Annotated in this window: 16 protein-coding genes; 10 read left to right on the top strand and 6 right to left on the bottom strand. The window is 56.4% G+C overall.

Features of this window, described 5'->3' with window-relative positions; translation table 11 throughout:
- Positions 1–71: 71 nt before the first annotated feature.
- From ACQZ5M_RS09385 to ACQZ5M_RS09360, 6 genes are all read right to left on the bottom strand, one after another.
- A complete protein-coding gene (locus tag ACQZ5M_RS09385; RefSeq protein ID WP_296017526.1) occupies positions 72–1,886 on the bottom strand; it encodes a methyl-accepting chemotaxis protein in 1,815 nt (604 codons plus the stop codon).
- Between the two features lie 175 nt (positions 1,887–2,061).
- Positions 2,062–2,604, bottom strand: a complete 543-nt coding sequence (locus tag ACQZ5M_RS09380; RefSeq protein WP_449079555.1) for a chemotaxis protein CheW — start codon at positions 2,602–2,604, stop codon at positions 2,062–2,064.
- Positions 2,601–4,598 (bottom strand): chemotaxis protein CheA, encoded by a 1,998-nt coding sequence (locus ACQZ5M_RS09375; RefSeq protein WP_296098128.1) that lies wholly within the window; start codon positions 4,596–4,598, stop codon positions 2,601–2,603. The genes ACQZ5M_RS09380 and ACQZ5M_RS09375 overlap by 4 nt, the downstream gene beginning before the upstream one ends.
- Positions 4,595–4,963, bottom strand: coding sequence for a response regulator (locus tag ACQZ5M_RS09370; RefSeq protein WP_296098130.1), 369 nt, complete (start codon positions 4,961–4,963; stop codon positions 4,595–4,597). Before ACQZ5M_RS09370 ends, ACQZ5M_RS09375 begins: the two co-directional genes overlap by 4 nt.
- The gene (locus ACQZ5M_RS09365) at positions 4,964–5,275 is read right to left on the bottom strand and encodes an STAS domain-containing protein (RefSeq protein WP_449079554.1); all 312 of its coding nucleotides are present in this window, start codon (positions 5,273–5,275) and stop codon (positions 4,964–4,966) included.
- Positions 5,275–6,402 carry an HD-GYP domain-containing protein gene (locus ACQZ5M_RS09360; RefSeq protein WP_449079553.1) on the bottom strand — a complete coding sequence of 376 codons (1,128 nt, stop codon included), beginning with the start codon at positions 6,400–6,402 and terminating at the stop codon, positions 5,275–5,277. The genes ACQZ5M_RS09365 and ACQZ5M_RS09360 overlap by 1 nt, the downstream gene beginning before the upstream one ends.
- A 645-nt stretch (positions 6,403–7,047) precedes the next feature.
- On the opposite strand from ACQZ5M_RS09360, the gene ACQZ5M_RS09355 reads away from it, so the two are divergent.
- From ACQZ5M_RS09355 to ACQZ5M_RS09310, 10 genes are all read left to right on the top strand, one after another.
- Positions 7,048–8,283, top strand: coding sequence for an ABC transporter substrate-binding protein (locus tag ACQZ5M_RS09355; RefSeq protein ID WP_449079552.1), 1,236 nt, complete (start codon positions 7,048–7,050; stop codon positions 8,281–8,283).
- Positions 8,284–8,415: 132 nt separating this feature from the next.
- Positions 8,416–9,318, top strand: coding sequence for a carbohydrate ABC transporter permease (locus ACQZ5M_RS09350; RefSeq protein WP_296041686.1), 903 nt, complete (start codon positions 8,416–8,418; stop codon positions 9,316–9,318).
- Positions 9,311–10,252: a carbohydrate ABC transporter permease gene (locus tag ACQZ5M_RS09345; protein WP_296017503.1), complete on the top strand. Its 942-nt coding sequence runs from the start codon at positions 9,311–9,313 to the stop codon at positions 10,250–10,252. The genes ACQZ5M_RS09350 and ACQZ5M_RS09345 overlap by 8 nt, the downstream gene beginning before the upstream one ends.
- 4 nt (positions 10,253–10,256) lie before the next feature.
- Positions 10,257–11,345, top strand: coding sequence for an ABC transporter ATP-binding protein (locus ACQZ5M_RS09340; protein ID WP_449079551.1), 1,089 nt, complete (start codon positions 10,257–10,259; stop codon positions 11,343–11,345).
- A gap of 37 nt (positions 11,346–11,382) precedes the next feature.
- Positions 11,383–12,144 carry a sugar phosphate isomerase/epimerase family protein gene (locus tag ACQZ5M_RS09335; RefSeq protein ID WP_296017498.1) on the top strand — a complete coding sequence of 254 codons (762 nt, stop codon included), beginning with the start codon at positions 11,383–11,385 and terminating at the stop codon, positions 12,142–12,144.
- A 110-nt stretch (positions 12,145–12,254) separates the two neighbouring features.
- Positions 12,255–13,388, top strand: coding sequence for a Gfo/Idh/MocA family protein (locus tag ACQZ5M_RS09330; protein ID WP_449079550.1), 1,134 nt, complete (start codon positions 12,255–12,257; stop codon positions 13,386–13,388).
- Positions 13,389–13,603: 215 nt separating this feature from the next.
- On the top strand, positions 13,604–14,314 hold the full coding sequence (queC, locus tag ACQZ5M_RS09325; protein ID WP_449079549.1) for a 7-cyano-7-deazaguanine synthase QueC: 711 nt from the start codon (positions 13,604–13,606) through the stop codon (positions 14,312–14,314).
- Positions 14,314–14,682: a 6-carboxytetrahydropterin synthase QueD gene (gene queD / locus ACQZ5M_RS09320; protein WP_296017491.1), complete on the top strand. Its 369-nt coding sequence runs from the start codon at positions 14,314–14,316 to the stop codon at positions 14,680–14,682. Before queC ends, queD begins: the two co-directional genes overlap by 1 nt.
- Positions 14,679–15,428 carry a 7-carboxy-7-deazaguanine synthase QueE gene (gene queE / locus ACQZ5M_RS09315; protein ID WP_449079607.1) on the top strand — a complete coding sequence of 250 codons (750 nt, stop codon included), beginning with the start codon at positions 14,679–14,681 and terminating at the stop codon, positions 15,426–15,428. Before queD ends, queE begins: the two co-directional genes overlap by 4 nt.
- 201 nt (positions 15,429–15,629) lie before the next feature.
- A complete protein-coding gene (locus ACQZ5M_RS09310) occupies positions 15,630–15,821 on the top strand; it encodes a hypothetical protein (protein WP_296017489.1) in 192 nt (63 codons plus the stop codon).
- Positions 15,822–16,114: the final 293 nt, after the last annotated feature.

Genomic DNA, 16,114 nt, shown 5'->3' with positions numbered 1-16,114 from the left:
CTTTGCGTTGGGATTGGCTGAATGAGTGACGAGGAGCCTGTGTGTGTTCGGTCACAGGCTCCCGGAAAGTCTTAGGCGCTTTCGCGGAAGTCCTGGTCGTTATCGTCTGGTCCGCCCATAGACATGTCGAGCGCAAAGCCAGTGGCGCGAGCCTGCTGAGCGTGGACAGAGTGTGTGGGGGCAGGGCGACGAACTGGAGCGGCTGTCTTTGCCGGAGCGCGATGTGCGATCGTTGAAGCCGGGGCGCGAACCGGTACAGGGCGGCCATTTGCATTGGCACGCTCGACCTTGAAGAAGGCGATGCTTGCCTGGAGCTCTTCGGCCTGCGCAGCCAGTTCTTCAGAGGTGGCAGACATTTCTTCTGACGCGCCGGAGTTCTGCTGCGTTACCTTGTCGAGCTGCTGGATCGCTTCGTTGATCTGGCTGGCTCCGATGTCCTGCTCACGGCAGGCAGCAGAGATTTCCGAGACCAGCTCTGCGGTCTTGCGAATATCTGGAACCAGACGGTTCAGCATCTCACCAGCTTCGGTTGCAACCTGAACGGTTTCACCGGAGAGGGAGGAGATTTCGGCTGCTGCTGCCTGGCTGCGTTCTGCAAGCTTTCGGACTTCGGAGGCAACGACTGCAAAGCCTTTTCCATGCTCACCGGCACGAGCGGCTTCGACGGCGGCATTCAGTGCCAGAAGATCGGTCTGACGCGCGATTTCCTGGACGATGGAGATCTTCTGGGCAATGGTGCGCATGGCCACAACGGCACGGCCAACCGCCTCACCGCTGGCTTCCGCATCCTTCGACGACTGTCGAGCGATCTTCTCGGTCTGGGCAGCGTTATCGGCGTTCTGCTTGATGTTGGCGGCCATCTCTTCCATCGAAGCGGAGGCTTCTTCGGCAGAGGATGCCTGTTCGGTCGCACCCTGCGAAAGCTGCTCGGAAGACGAAGACAGTTCCTGACTACCGGAAGATACGTTGTCAGCTGCGGCGAGCGCATCGCCCACCACGCCACGCAGACGCTCGACCATCTTTTCAAGCGAAATACCGAGCGTATCTTTATCCGATAGCGGCTTCGGCGTTACCGTCAGGTCGCCCTCGGAAATCTGGTTTGCGACATTTGCCGTATTGCGAAGGTTTGCGGTCATCACATTGATGCGCTCGACAAGATCCTTGATTTCGTCATTGGTTTTGATCTCAACATTCTTATCGAGATCGCCGACGGCAACAGCTTCAGCAACCGTCATGATCTTGCGCAGGCCGGTGTTGATGCCGAGCGCGATCCAGGTTGCGATGACGAGGCTACCCAGAACCGCTGACGCGACGGCGATGATCATGATGAGCCGGACTTGCTCATAGGTTGCCTGGCTATCGGCAAGCATTGTGTCCACACGTTCCAACTGAACTTTGACAAGTTCCTTGGTGTTCGTGCCGATCGATAGCGCGAGAGCGCGCATCTGACCGTTGGAGTACTCGATGGCGCCTCGTTTGTCTCCTGCTGCCAACAAATCCTTGAGCTTTACGGACTCACCGCTGAATTTCTCGAAAGCCTCGACAGTGGCGGCCCAGTATGGCTTGCCTTGCGGAGAAGCCTGAGAGAATCCGGTACGTCCAAGTTCCAGGGTGGTGGCTGTTAGATCATCCGCGACCTTCAGATAACGATCGGTGCCTGTAGTCTCATTTTCGAGCAAAGCATTCTTTTGCTGGCGAATGATTTCAGAGAGGTTACGGTCGATCTGAAGTGCATATTGAAGCCGCTTCTCAGGACCATTGGCGAGTTCGTTGATCGCTTGGTTGACGGTGCCCAAGCTTGTGATGCTGTAAAAGGAAAGCGCGGCAAGAACGGTCAAGATAATCCCGAACGCCAGCGTCAGTTTAAGTTTGATCGTAAATCGCATGTTGCCCCCGTGATTGATGCGTGATTTTGGCGCATCAGGTGTTTGCTGTCCGGAACGCTCTATTTCTTCCGGTGCGCTGTTTCGTTCGGTTCCATGCGCCCAAACCGGGCGTGTGGTAGATCAATCAAGTTTTTGGTGGTTCCTTGGCCGCCGATCCCCTTCGACGGTCTGGAATTCATACTTTTCCTAGTTCAACCACGTTGCCTTGAACGCCTACTTTTCCAGGCATGCTTTCACGCTGTGCCGAAAAGATCGCGATGAGGTTCGGCATGATGACGAACTCTGAGCCGCGTTTGATCAGGCAATTGATGTAGTCTGGCCGCCAACGCATGCCGACACTGGGTGGTGGCTCGCTGGCTGACTTGGAAAATGTGGTGACCTCATAGACCTTGTCGGTTCTCAGCCCGACCAGCGTCTGTTCGCCTTCAAGCGAAATTTCGATAACGACGATGCGGCTGTCGATGGTCTTTTCCGCAGCGTGCATGCCGAAGGCGAGACGTATGTCCGCCAGCGGAATGACTTTGCCGCGAAAATTGATGACGCTTGATACGAAGGCCTTGGCGCCCGGAACGGCAGTCTCAGGCAGCAGGTCCAGGATTTCTTGTACCTGTGCGGCTTCGATGGCAAAGGTCTCGCCTTCGATCGAAAAGGTCAGGACTTCGATGTCTTGGCGATCCGCCCAGAAGTCTTCGGGTTGTTTCAATAGCGGCTGGTTCATCCGGCGATGCGCATCTGCGCCTCCTGTTGCTGGCCCGCCGCAACCAGGTGTGCGACGTCGAGAATGAGAGCGACGCTGCCGTCACCAAGAATGGTCGCGCCCGAGAAAGTCGCGACGTCGTGGTGCAGCTTGGACATGGCTTTGATGACCGTCTGGTGATCGCCGATGATCTGATCGACGACCAGTCCGACACGCTCCGAACCGGTGGAAATGACCACGACCTTCTGGAACTGGTCCGGCTTCGTGCCGCTCTGGAAGAGTTCACGCAGGCGGATGAAAGGCACCAGGCTTTCGCGCAGCGAAATAAACGAACGACCGCGGGATTTGACGTCGTCTTCGGGTGACAGTTCCAGGCACTCTTCCACGGCAGAGAGCGGAATGACGTAGCAGCCATGGCCGACGCGAACGAGCAGGCCATCGATGATGGCAAGTGTGAGCGGAATGGCAAGCGACACTTCAGAGCCAGCGCCTGGCGCGCTGGTGATGTTGATCGTACCACGCAGCGCCTCGATCGTCTTCTTCACGACATCCATGCCAACGCCGCGACCAGAGAGATTGGTTACTTGCGCTGCTGTCGAGAAGCCGGGTTCGAAAATCATCTGAAGCAATTCCTGATCTGTCAGGAGTGCTCCCGGCGCGACCAGGCCGGAGGATTCCGCCTTGGCACGGACACGCTCGCGGTTGATGCCTCGACCATCGTCCTTGATGGTGATGATGACGTCGCCACCGGTCTGACGCGCGACCAGCGAAACATGCCCGACCGGGTCCTTGCCGGCTGCAATACGTTCTTCCGGCGTTTCCAGGCCGTGATCGCAGGAATTGCGCACGAGATGTACCAGTGGATCGGCCAGCCGCTCGATCACGGCCTTGTCGACTTCAGTGCTCTCGCCTTCGGTAATGAGCTCGATCTGCTTGCCGGTTTCGCGCGCCAGATCGTGTGTCAGACGCCGGAAGCGGCTGAAGAGCTGCGCGATCGGCACCATGCGCAGAACCATCATCGTGTCGCGAAGCTCGCCCGAAAGGCGCTCCACATCTTCAGACACAGCACGCAGATGAATATCGACGCTAGTATTGGCAAGCTGCGATAGACGTGACTGAGCGATGACAAGTTCGCCAACGCGGTCCATCAGCTCATCGAGACGCTCAGCCGGGACGCGCACGTTCTCGGCTGCTCGACCCTGCTTGCCCTCCGTGGCCGCCTGGACAAGCTGAGGATTGGCCTTGGCTGCTTCTTCGACAGGTGCAGGAGGCGGTACGATTTCCTTGGAAGCGGTAGCGGCTTCCACTTGGGTGATCTCAAGTTCCATGTCGTCCATGACGAAGATGAAGACGTCGTCGATGGCGGAACGGGGCTGTTCAGTCGTCAAGGTCACAGACCAGCCGAGGTAGAGCTGTGTGGGGTCTATTTCTCCAAGAGGAGGAATGGCGCCTGTGTTGGCGGCGATGGTGCATTTGCCGAGTTCGCGCAGCTCATTGAGGAGGCCAAGCGGGTTGGTGCCATTGGCCATCGCATTCTCAGGGAGGCGGAACTTGATGCTCCACGTCGCACCGGACATCTGTGCCGGTGCGCCAGCGGCCGTGGCCTTCGGAGCCGTCGGCGTGGTTGCCTTGTTACCGGCGCCTTCGCCGACCGCTGCCTGTAACTTTGCCAGCAACCGGTCCCCTGTTTCGGGAAATGCGGTGGCCGGGTTGTCAACCAAGCGGCGCATATGGTCCTGCGCTTCCAAAACGGCAGCAATCAATTCGCTCGTGGCGGGAACTTCACCCTTGCGTACCCTGTCAAAGGCCGTTTCGCAGTGATGGGTGAAGGCCGCAAGAGCCTCGAAACCAAACATTGCGCCGGACCCTTTTAAGGTATGCAGGCCGCGAAACACGGCATCAATCTGACTTTGATTGGAGAGATCGTGCAGAAGGTCGAGAAGCCCGCTTTCGATTTGCTCGAAGAGCTCGGCAGCTTCCGTCCTGAAAACCTGAATAGGGTCCAGCAGCGTCATTTACCGAGTACCTTTCTGACAATCTTGACCAGATTCTCCGGGTCGAATGGCTTGGTTACCCAACCTGTGGCACCGGCAGCTTTGGCGCGCGCCTTCATGTCGGCATCGGATTCCGTCGTCAAAAAGATGATCGGTATTCCGGTATGCGCAGGCGATTGGCGCAGAGCCTCGATCATCTCCAAGCCGTTCATATTCGGCATGTTGAGGTCGGTGACGATCATATCGTAGGAAGCGCTTTTCGCTTTCGAAAGGCCGTCTGCGCCGTCAACCGCTTCGGTCACGTGGTAACCGGCATTTGTGAGGGCGATCTTAGTCGTCATTCGAATGCTTGCGGAGTCGTCCACCGTCAGAATGTTGGCGCTCATTTATATGTCCTTTCCGTGTAGCCAGAAGAGGCGCGAGGCCTCGTCCATGTTCTCGAGAAAGCCAGCACGCTCAAGCGTCTCCACGACGCCTTGCGTTGCGGGCTTCTTCAGGGTGATGAATTTGCCCTGTTCGCGGGCGTATAACCTTGAGGACTCGACAAGCTGGATGAAGCTCAGATCGACGGTCGCATCCTCGGGTATGTCGAGCACGATGGCGCTTTTTTCCTGAAAGGCGGAAAGCAGGGTCTCGTGAATGGCGTTGATCCCTCGTATCGAAAGGGATGACGGAAGTGTCACTGTTTCAGGGGTCATCAGCTTTCCTGGGTATGTTCGATTTGCGCTTGCCCTGCGGATGCGAGGGAGAGATAGTCTGTCAGGCTGGCTGCCAAAGCTGGCGGCTCTACGCTGTCGGTGCCGTTTTGTGTCATCAGCGGCGCGATTCTGGGCCATTGCCGCTCGAAGGCCGCTACGCAATCCGGGTCGAAATGCAGCCCGCTGTTTTCGCGAATGTGCTCGCGGGCCGCTTCTACAGGCCATGCTTTCTTGTAAGGCCGCTGTGTACACAGAGCTTCGAAGACATCCGCAACTGCGACGATCCGCGCAACGAGAGGAATGTCGGCACCTTTGATGCCGCTCGGATATCCGGTGCCGTCCCATCTTTCGTGGTGGCCGCCAGCAATCGCCTCTGCAACCTGGAGAAGGCGCGACGTACCATTGCTGAGCAGGCTCACGCCGAGTTCCACATGCTTGCGCATCACGGTGATTTCGGCGGGCGTCAGCTTGCCTGGCTTCTGCAGAATATCGTCGGTGATGCCGATTTTACCCACATCGTGGAGAGGTGCTACCAGATAGATCATCCGGCAGGTTTCTTTGTCGAGACCGAGATCTGCGGCAATTAATTGACTGATTTTTGCAACGCGCGAGATGTGGTCTCCAGTCGCGCCATCACGAAACTCGATTGCACGGGCCAGACGCCAAATGATCTCTTCTTCCCGGGCAACCAGTTCCTGCGTGGCGCGGGTTACCTCTTCTTCAAGCCGGGTGGCTTGGTGAGCCAATTCGAGATGGGCTCGGCGAAGTTGCAGGAGATTGGTCGCACGGGCCTGAAGCTCGATTGCGTCGAAGGGCTTCGACACAAATTCGGTTGCGCCCGCCTCGAAGGCGGCAAGGAGAATTTCGCGTTGCCGCTCCGCGGTTACCATGACCATTGGCACAAGTGTGTAATCAGGTGACTGTCTCAGTGCCCTGATAACATCGATTCCCGTGTGTCGCGGCATCATGTAGTCGACGAAAACCAGGTCGACAGGGTTGACGAGGCAATAGTCAAGCGCCGCTTCGGGCGCTAGAAATGAAATGATTTCAATGCCTTCAATATTGCTCAGAGATGTTTCGAGAGCAAAAAGCGCGGATCGGCTATCGTCTAAGAGTACTACCTTCACCTTAGCTCCAGGCATTCGATACGGAACGACTGTCCGTTCTTCGGCTCGAGCCAAAGCGGGCGTTCGCAATTGATTTAAACATTTTGGGAATTTGGGCTTGCGTCATGCGCCCAGTAAGAATGTCTTGCCTAAGCCCAAAAATCTGGAAGCCGGATCAAGACATATTTTCTACTCTTTTTTTAATATGAGGATAGTTAATGCGTCATTAAAATCGAAAGGACGGGCTTCACTTGCTGACCGGCTAAAATGTTACTTTGATCAAGCCTTTATCCATCTTCGATTGTTTATCGACATCATTATTTCTATTTTTTACGTGAAAATCCGTATTTCTCTCTAAGGATGTAAATGGATCATCCCAGTGTCGAGAAAAAGCAAGCCTATATATCTGAAGATTTTTATTGAGTGGCTAGGGTTTCTTTCCGCGCAACACCGCTTGAATTCGGCACTTGGTTGCTTTGGGTATATCTAATCGTACCAAAGTTCAGGCGCGTGAGGGCATCAGCGAGGACGCTCAGCTGGAGGATTTGTTAAGGTATTGATATATATCAATAATTTATAAAATCAAAATTTCGCCTTTCCCCTGTTGCGCAAGCAATATGATTCGCATACGGTCTTACGGCAACGTTTCAGTGAGGGAGGAGACTCATGCGCATTCGTTCTATTTTGGCCGCTCTGGCGGCAAGCGTCATGCTGCCGGCGGGTATTGCCGGGGCGACGGATCTCGAAGTAACGCACTGGTGGACATCGGGAGGTGAGGCGGCCGCCGTGGCTGAGCTCGCCAAGGCTTTCGATGCAACTGGAAATAAATGGGTGGATGGCGCCATTGCCGGCTCCGGCGGTACGGCTCGTCCTATTATGATCAGCCGCATTACTGGCGGCGACCCGATGGGCGCTACGCAGTTTAACCACGGACGTCAGGCGGAAGAACTCGTTCAAGCCCGTTTGATGCGCGATCTGAGCGACGTGGCTGAAAAGGGCAACTGGAAAGAGGTAATCAAACCCGCCAGCCTGCTCGATAGCTGCACCATAGACGGTAAGATCTATTGCGCTCCGGTGAATATTCATTCCTGGCAGTGGCTGTGGCTTTCCAATGCAGCCTTCAAGAAAGCTGGCGTCGAGGTTCCGAAGAACTGGAACGAATTCATTGCGGCTGGTCCGGCCCTGCAAAAGGCGGGCATTCAGCCTCTGGCTCTCGGCGGTCAGGCATGGCAGGCGAATGGGCTCTTCGATACGCTGGTCCTGTCGCTTGGCGGCAAGGAGCTTTACGAGAAGGTCTTCAAGGACAAGGATGCGGACGCCGCTAGTGGACCGGAAATGGCCAAGATTTTTGCAGCCGCCGATGCAGCCCGAAAGCTTGCCAAAGGCTCCAACGTTCAGGACTGGAACCAAGCAACCAACATGGTCATCACCGGCAAGGCTGCCGGTCAGGTCATGGGTGACTGGGCCCAGGGTGAGTTCCAACTCGCAAATCAGAAGGCTGGCACAGATTATTCCTGCCTCCCGGGCCTCGGGCTTAGCGAATATCTCACAACAGGTGGCGACGCCTTCTACTTCCCGCTTTTAAAGGATGAAGCCAAGTCAAAGGCGCAGGAGGTTCTCGCGGAAACGATTGTCGATCCCAAGACGCAGGTTGCGTTCAACCTGAAGAAGGGTTCGCTGCCGATCCGTGGCGACGTCGATCTCAATGCCGCCAATGACTGCATGAAGAAGGGTCTTGCCATTCTGGCCAAGGGCAATGCGCTGACCAGCACCGACCAGCTGATTTCCGCAGATTCGCAGAAGCAGAAGGAAGACCTGATGGCAGAGTTCTTCGCCAACGAGTCGCTGACTGCCGAGCAAGCGCAGAAGCGTTTCGCCGACATCATCGGTTCGGCGGACTGATTATCAATCGCAACCCATCGGCGGGCGATATCCCGCCGATGTCGCGAACCTTGCCGGGCGCGTGACGCTGGCTGGCAAACCGTTTGGACGTCGCTCTGCGTATGTCCGGAACACCGATTGATAGGAGGGCATATGGCCGTAAAGAGCCATTCGGGACGTCCAAACCAGCTATTTCGCAATCTGAATTCAAAGATTGCATCCATCCCCCTGATCTTGACGTCCATGGTCATTTTTCTTGGGGGCACAATCTGGACTGTCGTTTATTCCTTTACCAACTCAAAGCTTCTGCCGAGGGCAAGTTTTGTCGGTTTCGACCAGTATGAGCGCTTGTGGGCCGCGCCGCGCTGGATCGTATCAATTCAGAACCTGGCCATTTACGGCGTGTTGTCGCTGATCTTCAGCCTGGTAATAGGCTTCGTGCTTGCCGCTTTGATGGATCAGAAGATCCGCTTCGAAAACACATTCAGAACAATCTTCCTTTACCCCTTTGCCCTGTCCTTCATCGTGACGGGCCTCGTCTGGCAGTGGCTGCTCAACCCTGAATTCGGCATTCAGTCCGTTGTCCGCTCGCTTGGCTGGGAAAGCTTCACTTTCGACCCACTCTATAACTCACAGATCGTCATCTATGGTATTTTGATTGCCGCACTCTGGCAGGGCACGGGTCTTGTCATGTGCCTTATGCTTGCGGGCCTGCGCGGCATCGACGAGGATATCTGGAAGGCAGCGCGTGTGGATGGAATTCCCATGTGGAAGACCTATCTCCTGATCGTCATTCCGATGATGCGCCCGGTCTTCATCACCACGCTCGTCATCATCGCCAGCGGCATCGTCAAGGTGTACGATCTCGTTGTGGCGCAGACCAGCGGCGGTCCGGGCATCGCCTCCGAAGTGCCGGCGAAATATGTTTATGACTACATGTTCCAGGCGCAGAATCTGGGGCAGGGCTTCGCCGCTTCAACCATGATGCTGCTTACTGTCGCCATCATCATCATTCCATGGGCTTACCTCGAATTCGGAGGGCGCAAGCGTGGCTAATATCAGCACTCTCAACACTGTTGCTGCCGGGGCCGATGCCGTATCGGACCGATTGAGCGGACCGCGCGGTCGGAAGCCCCGCAAGACGCTATCGCGTCGCAACATCGTGCTTTACGGAACCCTAATCGTAGCAGCACTTTACTACTTGCTGCCGCTCTACGTCATGGTGGTCACTTCGCTGAAGGGTATGCCGGAAATCCGCCTGGGCAATATCTTTGCCCCGCCGGTGGAGATCACGTTCGAGCCTTGGGTCAAGGCCTGGGCGAATGCCTGCACAGGCCTAAATTGCGATGGTCTGTCTCGCGGGTTCTGGAACTCCGTTCGCATCATGGTGCCATCCACTATCGTGTCTATCCTGATCGCCTCGATCAGCGGCTACGCGTTGGCGAACTGGAAGTTCAAGGGTTCGGAGTTTTTCTTCTCCATCCTCATCATCGGTGCGTTCATCCCCTACCAGGTGATGATCTACCCTATCGTCATCGTGCTGCGCGAAATGGGCATTTACGGAACGCTAACGGGTCTTGTCATCGTCCACACCATCTTCGGCATGCCGATCCTGACGCTGCTGTTCCGCAACTATTTTGCCGGTCTTCCGGAAGAGCTGTTCAAAGCGGCGCGTATCGACGGCGCCAACTTCTGGCAGATCTATTTCCGCATCATGTTCCCCATGTCGATGCCGATTTTCGTCGTCGCCATGATCCTGCAAGTGACGGGCATCTGGAACGACTTCCTCTTCGGCGTCGTGTTCACCCGACCTGAATATTATCCGATGACGGTGCAGCTCAACAACATCGTCAACTCAGTTCAGGGCGTGAAGGAATATAACGTCAATATGGCAGCGACGCTGTTGACGGGTGCAGTCCCTCTCTTCGTCTATTTCGTTTCAGGCCGGCTTTTTGTGCGCGGCATCGCCGCAGGCGCAGTCAAAGGGTAAGTTTATGGACAAAAGCGTTTCCATTCGGGATTTGTCTCTGTCGTTTGGCGCCGTCAACGTGCTCTCGAACCTCAATCTCGATATCTATGACGGTGAGTTCCTCGTTCTTCTGGGTTCCTCAGGCTGCGGAAAATCCACCTTGCTGAATTGCATCGCCGGACTTCTGGAACCGACTGAAGGCCAGATCTTTATCAAGGATCGCAATGTCACCTGGGAGGAGCCGAAGGATCGCGGCATTGGAATGGTCTTTCAGTCCTATGCGCTCTATCCGCAGATGTCGGTTGAAAAGAATCTTTCCTTTGGGCTTCAGGTAGCAAAAGTGCCGAAGGACGAAATCGATCGTCGGGTAAAAAGGGCAGCGGGAATCCTGCAGATAGAGCCGCTGCTGAAGCGCAAGCCAGCCGAACTGTCTGGTGGCCAGCGTCAGCGTGTCGCAATCGGGCGGGCGCTGGTGCGTGACGTGGACGTGTTCCTTTTCGACGAACCGCTGTCCAACCTCGATGCCAAGCTGCGCTCGGAGCTGCGGGTGGAAATCAAGCGCCTGCACCAGTCGCTGAAGAACACGATGATCTACGTGACCCATGACCAGATCGAGGCACTGACGCTGGCGGATCGCATCGCCATCATGAAAAGCGGCGTCATCCAGCAGTTGGATGACCCGGTTTCGATCTACAACAAGCCGAGGAACCTCTTCGTTGCGGGCTTTATCGGCTCGCCATCGATGAACTTTCTGCGGGGCGAATTGATCGAGAAGGATGGCGAGGTGGTCTTCACGACGAATGGCGTGAACTTCAGCCTGGACGGTTATCAAACCGCTGCGCCGTTGATGGCGGGTAAACCCGCAGTTCTCGGCGTGCGACCGGAGCATATCCGCGTCGATGCTGACATCACCGGCGGCGAGATCCATGACGCGACAGTCGATATCGAAGAGCCTATGGGTGCGGACAATCTGATCTGGCTCAAGCTTGCCGGTCACACGATCTCGGTCCGCGTCGGCGGTCACAGGAGATTTGCGCCAGGTACGAGGGTCAAGCTTGCCTTCGATATGACCATGGCCTCGCTTTTCGATGCGACGACCGAAGAGCGTATCTAAACCCTTTCACTCGATAGCCAAATGTCAGGAGAGACATATGACCAAACTCGGCTTTCAACTTTATAGCGCGCGCAATTTTCCGCCGCTTTCCGACATGCTCAAGAAGCTCGCGGCAGCAGGCTACGCCCATGTGGAGGGATTTGGCGGTATCTATGCCACCATGGATGAGGCCGCGCTGAAGGGTCTTCGTGCCGATCTCGATGCGAATGGTTTGACCATGCCGACCGGCCATTTCGGTCTCGATATGCTGGAGAACGATCGCGAGCAGTCGTTGAAAATTGCCAAAACGCTTGGCATCCAGGCAATCTATTGCCCTTATCTTCTCCCGGATCAGCGCCCGAGCGACGCCGCCGGCTGGTTCGCCTTTGGCAAGCGTCTCCAGGAAGCTGGGAAGCCCTATCGCGACGCCGGGATTTCCTTTGGATGGCACAACCACGATTTCGAGTTCGCAACCCTTGAAGACGGCTCGACCCCACAGGAGCAGATCCTTGCCGGCGGACCCGATCTGGAATGGGAGGCCGATATCGCCTGGATCATCCGCGGAAATGCCGATCCACTCGCCTGGATCGAAAGTTATGGCAAGCGTATCACCGCAGTCCACGTCAAGGACATCGCACCCGCTGGCGAGAACAAGGACGAAGATGGCTGGTCGGATGTGGGCCATGGCACGGTCGACTGGAAGGCCTTGATCGCGGCCCTTCAGAATACCGCGGTCAAATATTACGTCGTGGAGCATGACAATCCGAGCGATGCTGATCGTCTCATCACGCGCTCTATCGCATCGTTCAACAGCTACTGACTAGGAAGCGGTGAGCCACGGTTCACCGCTTCCTCCCTTTTTTCACTCGAGTTCCGGCAGGAATATTGTTTGCTGGAATGATTCAACATCGACGATTTCGGAGTCATAACATGGCCAAGGAACTTGGCGTCGGCATCATCGGATGCGGCAATATTTCAACCACTTACTTTTCCCTCTCGCCCCTGTTCAAGGGATTGAAGGTGCTCGCCTGCGCAGATTTGAACAGAAGCGCTGCTGAACTGCGTGCCGAGGAATTTGGCGTCAAGGCGCAGTCCATCGAGGAACTGCTGGCGAATGACGAGATCGATGTCGTCGTCAACCTCACCATTCCGGCGGCCCATTTCGAGGTCTCCAAGGCAATTCTCGAAGCAGGCAAGCACGTCTACTCGGAAAAGCCGCTTGTTCTAAGCCTGGAAGAGGGCGAAGAGTTGCGCCGTATCGCCAAGGAAAAGAACCTGGCCGTTGGTTGCGCGCCAGATACCTTCCTCGGCGGCGCGCATCAGTTGGCCCGCAAGCATATCGACGAAGGCGGTATTGGCCGTGTCACGTCTGGCACGTGCCATGTGATGAGTCCCGGCATGGAAATGTGGCACCCCAATCCCGGCTTCTTCTTCTTGAAGGGCGGCGGACCTATCCTGGATCTCGGTCCCTACTATATCGCGAACCTCATCAATCTGATTGGGCCGGTCAAGCGCGTCGGCGCCCTGACCTCCATGGCAAACCCGACGCGTACCGTCACCAGCCAGCCGCTGAACGGGCAGATTATACCGGTAGAAACGCCGACCAACATTCATGCGCTTTTGGAATTCGTCAACGGCGCCACGATTACGCTGTCGGCGAGCTGGGATGTCTGGTCGCATCGCCACGCCAATATGGAGCTTTACGGCACCGAGGGCTCCATCTACGTGCCTGACCCAAACTTCTTTGGGGGCGTGGTCGAAGCGAGCGGTCGCAACAAGGACATCCAGCCCCTCGAAGACTGGGCGCATCCCTTCGGTATTGCCAACCAGGAAAGCCCGAACGGTCCACGCGCAAACTACCGTACGGCCGGCCTTGCCGATATGGCGATGGCGCTTATCGAAGGCCGCGACGCGCGATGCTCGCTGGAGCGCTCGCTCCATGGCATCAACGTCATGACTTCGATCCTGAAGTCCGGCGAGGAGGGGCGCTTCATCGACCTGACCACAACCTGCACACAGCCGGCAGCGCTCGGTATAGAGGAAGCTCAGTCTCTGCTGCGGTAACGATAAAGCATCGAAAGCATGCTGCCGTTCGAAGGAAATAGAGCGTCCTCAGTGTCTTAAAGGGCGCAGGGCGCTCTACTCCTCCATCAATATCGGAAAGCCGCCAGGTTAATCCCGGCGGTTTTTTCGAGTCTTCACAACTCTTATTCTTTGCTCTAAAAGCCCCTTCGTAATCCGGTCGCAGCCCACCCGGTCAAAACAAGGGATCCCAACTTATGAAAACCATCGTCATCTGCTCCGGCGGATTGGACTCCATTTCGCTTGCGCACAGAATTGCAGCGGAACACGAACTTCTCGCTCTTCTCTCTTTCGATTATGGCCAGCGTCACAGGAAAGAAGTCGATTTTGCCGCTGCTTGCGCGGTCCGTCTCGGCGTGCCGCACCATATCATCGATATCCGCACCATCGGATCACATCTCACAGGTTCGGCCTTGACCGACGATGTGGACGTGCCGGACGGTCATTATGCGGAGGAAAGCATGCGCTCTACCGTTGTGCCGAACCGTAACGCGATCATGCTCACCATTGCATTCGGTCTGGCCGCTGCCCAGCAGGCAGATGCCGTGGCGATCGCCGTACACGGCGGCGACCATTTCATCTATCCAGATTGCCGCCCCGGCTTCATCGACAGCTTCAACGTCATGCAGCGCCACGCGTTGGAGGGTTATGCCGAGGTGGAGCTTTACGCGCCCTATGTGAATGTGACCAAGGCGGATATCGTTACAGATGGGGCAAAACATAAAACGCCTTTTGAGCAGACATGGTCCTGCTATAAGGGCGGCACACGCCACTGTGGCCGCTGTGGCACCTGCGTGGAGCGTCGCGAAGCTTTCCATCTAGCCGGGGTGAGCGATCCCACCGATTACGAAGACCCGGATTTCTGGATTGCCGCCACCAGTGCCTATGCGGCGCAGGAGGTGCGCTGATGTTTCGCATCACCAAGGAGTTTCATTTTTCGGCTTCGCATCAGTTGAAGGCGCTACCGGCCGATCACCAATGCGCCCGTCTGCACGGCCATAATTATATCGTCGAAGTCGAGCTTTCAGGAGAAACACTGAACGAACATGGGTTCGTTCGTGACTATCACGAGCTTGCGCCCCTCAAGCGCTACATCGACGATTGCTTCGATCACCGTCACCTCAACGAAGTGCTGGGCCATGATATGGTGACAGCGGAACGGCTCGCACAACATTTCTACGACTGGTGCAAGGAACGACTCCCGGAGACGAGTGCCGTGCGCGTCAGCGAGACGGCCAAGACATGGGCGGAATACCGTCCACCGGCCCAACCATGACCGCGCCGGAAGCGCAACTGCGCGAGCAGCCCATCCGCATCAGTGAAATCTTCGGCCCTACCATTCAGGGGGAGGGGCCGCTGATCGGCCTGCCGACGGTCTTCGTGCGGACCGGTGGGTGCGATTATCGCTGCGCTTGGTGCGATACGCTTCATGCTGTCGACAGCGCCTATCGGGAAGACTGGAAGCCGCTTTATGTCGAGCAGATCTGGGCGCAGGTCGAAACGCTGTCCGGCGGCAAGCCGATTACTGTTTCGCTGTCCGGCGGTAATCCGGCGATCCAGCCACTTGCGGCGTTGATCCAAAAAGGAAAGTCGAAAGGCTATCGCTTTGCGCTGGAAACCCAAGGCAGCCTTTCCAAGGACTGGTTTGCCGAGTTGGATCACCTCGTGCTCAGCCCCAAGCCGCCGTCGAGCGGAATGGACACCGACTGGCAGGCGCTTGAAACCTGTCTCAAGGCGGCCGGTGGCGCGCCTCGCGTTGCACTGAAAGTAGTTGTTTTTGACGATGCCGACTACGCCTTTGCTCGGCAGGCTTCCGGGCGTTTCCCCACCCTTCCCGTCTATCTGCAGCCCGGAAATCATACGCCTCCACCACCCGATGACGACGAGGCGAGGGTGGATCTCGACGGCATCATGGATCGGATGCTTTGGCTGGTCGACAAGGTGACATCGGAACGCTGGTTCGAAGCGCGTGTGCTGCCCCAACTTCACGTCATGCTGTGGGGTAACCGGCGAGGGGTGTAGGATAGCCCGAGCCGTGAAGACATACCATACGGCGTCGGGTCTGCTCAAACTCGTGCGCTCGATAAGAAGTGTCGCATTCGTATAAGGATTCATCAAAATAATGTGTGTTAAAATTGGGCGGTAACGAACATAGTCGGCGCCACGAGGAGGAACGTAGCGCCGGGTGATGCGTTAGAAAGAAACTTCGAATGGGAGGAAGCCATGTTCGATTTTCTAAAGCCTGCTCATACCATTCTCGACATTGACGAGGAAACCGGCACTTACGCTGACGCCTTGCTGCAGGTGCCGGATTTACAGCTGACGCACGCAGCGCACGAATATGGCCATGACGCCCATACGCGGGATTATGGCGACCAGCGCGAAGTGGCACGCAGTTCGCTTGGCTACGCGTAATCACAACACAGTAGGCAACCTTCTCACTATCCCGGCGTTTTAGTGTAACGAACCGCGGGCAACCTGATCAGATGACGGGATCGTTTCGGCGACAATAGCGGACCGGGCGACGAAATCAAAAATCAGACTGCCCGCATAGATTGGGAGAAGAAAAACAGTGGGTATCGTTCCGACCGAACCAAATCCGGTATCGCCTCCCTTGCCACCCCAGCCTGAAACGCCGCCGATCAAGGAGCCAGAGCCTGATCGCTTGCCCGACGAGGCGCCGGACCCCAATCCTGATGAGAATGATG

This window comes from Rhizobium sp. 22-785-1, from assembly GCF_053521965.1.
Note: the sequence above shows the minus strand (reverse complement) of the source record. Positions and strands in the feature narration are given on the sequence as shown.

Bases quoted from the DNA above. Each gene is read 5' to 3' on its own strand.
- ACQZ5M_RS09385 (WP_296017526.1), bottom strand. From the start codon at position 1,886: ATGCGATTTACGATCAAACTTAAACTGACGCTGGCGTTCGGGATTATC.
- ACQZ5M_RS09380 (WP_449079555.1), bottom strand. From the start codon at position 2,604: ATGAACCAGCCGCTATTGAAACAACCCGAAGACTTCTGGGCGGATCGC.
- ACQZ5M_RS09375 (WP_296098128.1), bottom strand. From the start codon at position 4,598: ATGACGCTGCTGGACCCTATTCAGGTTTTCAGGACGGAAGCTGCCGAG.
- ACQZ5M_RS09370 (WP_296098130.1), bottom strand. From the start codon at position 4,963: ATGAGCGCCAACATTCTGACGGTGGACGACTCCGCAAGCATTCGAATG.
- ACQZ5M_RS09365 (WP_449079554.1), bottom strand. From the start codon at position 5,275: ATGACCCCTGAAACAGTGACACTTCCGTCATCCCTTTCGATACGAGGG.
- ACQZ5M_RS09355 (WP_449079552.1), top strand. From the start codon at position 7,048: ATGCGCATTCGTTCTATTTTGGCCGCTCTGGCGGCAAGCGTCATGCTG.
- ACQZ5M_RS09350 (WP_296041686.1), top strand. From the start codon at position 8,416: ATGGCCGTAAAGAGCCATTCGGGACGTCCAAACCAGCTATTTCGCAAT.
- ACQZ5M_RS09340 (WP_449079551.1), top strand. From the start codon at position 10,257: ATGGACAAAAGCGTTTCCATTCGGGATTTGTCTCTGTCGTTTGGCGCC.
- ACQZ5M_RS09335 (WP_296017498.1), top strand. From the start codon at position 11,383: ATGACCAAACTCGGCTTTCAACTTTATAGCGCGCGCAATTTTCCGCCG.
- ACQZ5M_RS09330 (WP_449079550.1), top strand. From the start codon at position 12,255: ATGGCCAAGGAACTTGGCGTCGGCATCATCGGATGCGGCAATATTTCA.
- queC (WP_449079549.1), top strand. From the start codon at position 13,604: ATGAAAACCATCGTCATCTGCTCCGGCGGATTGGACTCCATTTCGCTT.
- queD (WP_296017491.1), top strand. From the start codon at position 14,314: ATGTTTCGCATCACCAAGGAGTTTCATTTTTCGGCTTCGCATCAGTTG.
- queE (WP_449079607.1), top strand. From the start codon at position 14,679: ATGACCGCGCCGGAAGCGCAACTGCGCGAGCAGCCCATCCGCATCAGT.
- ACQZ5M_RS09310 (WP_296017489.1), top strand. From the start codon at position 15,630: ATGTTCGATTTTCTAAAGCCTGCTCATACCATTCTCGACATTGACGAG.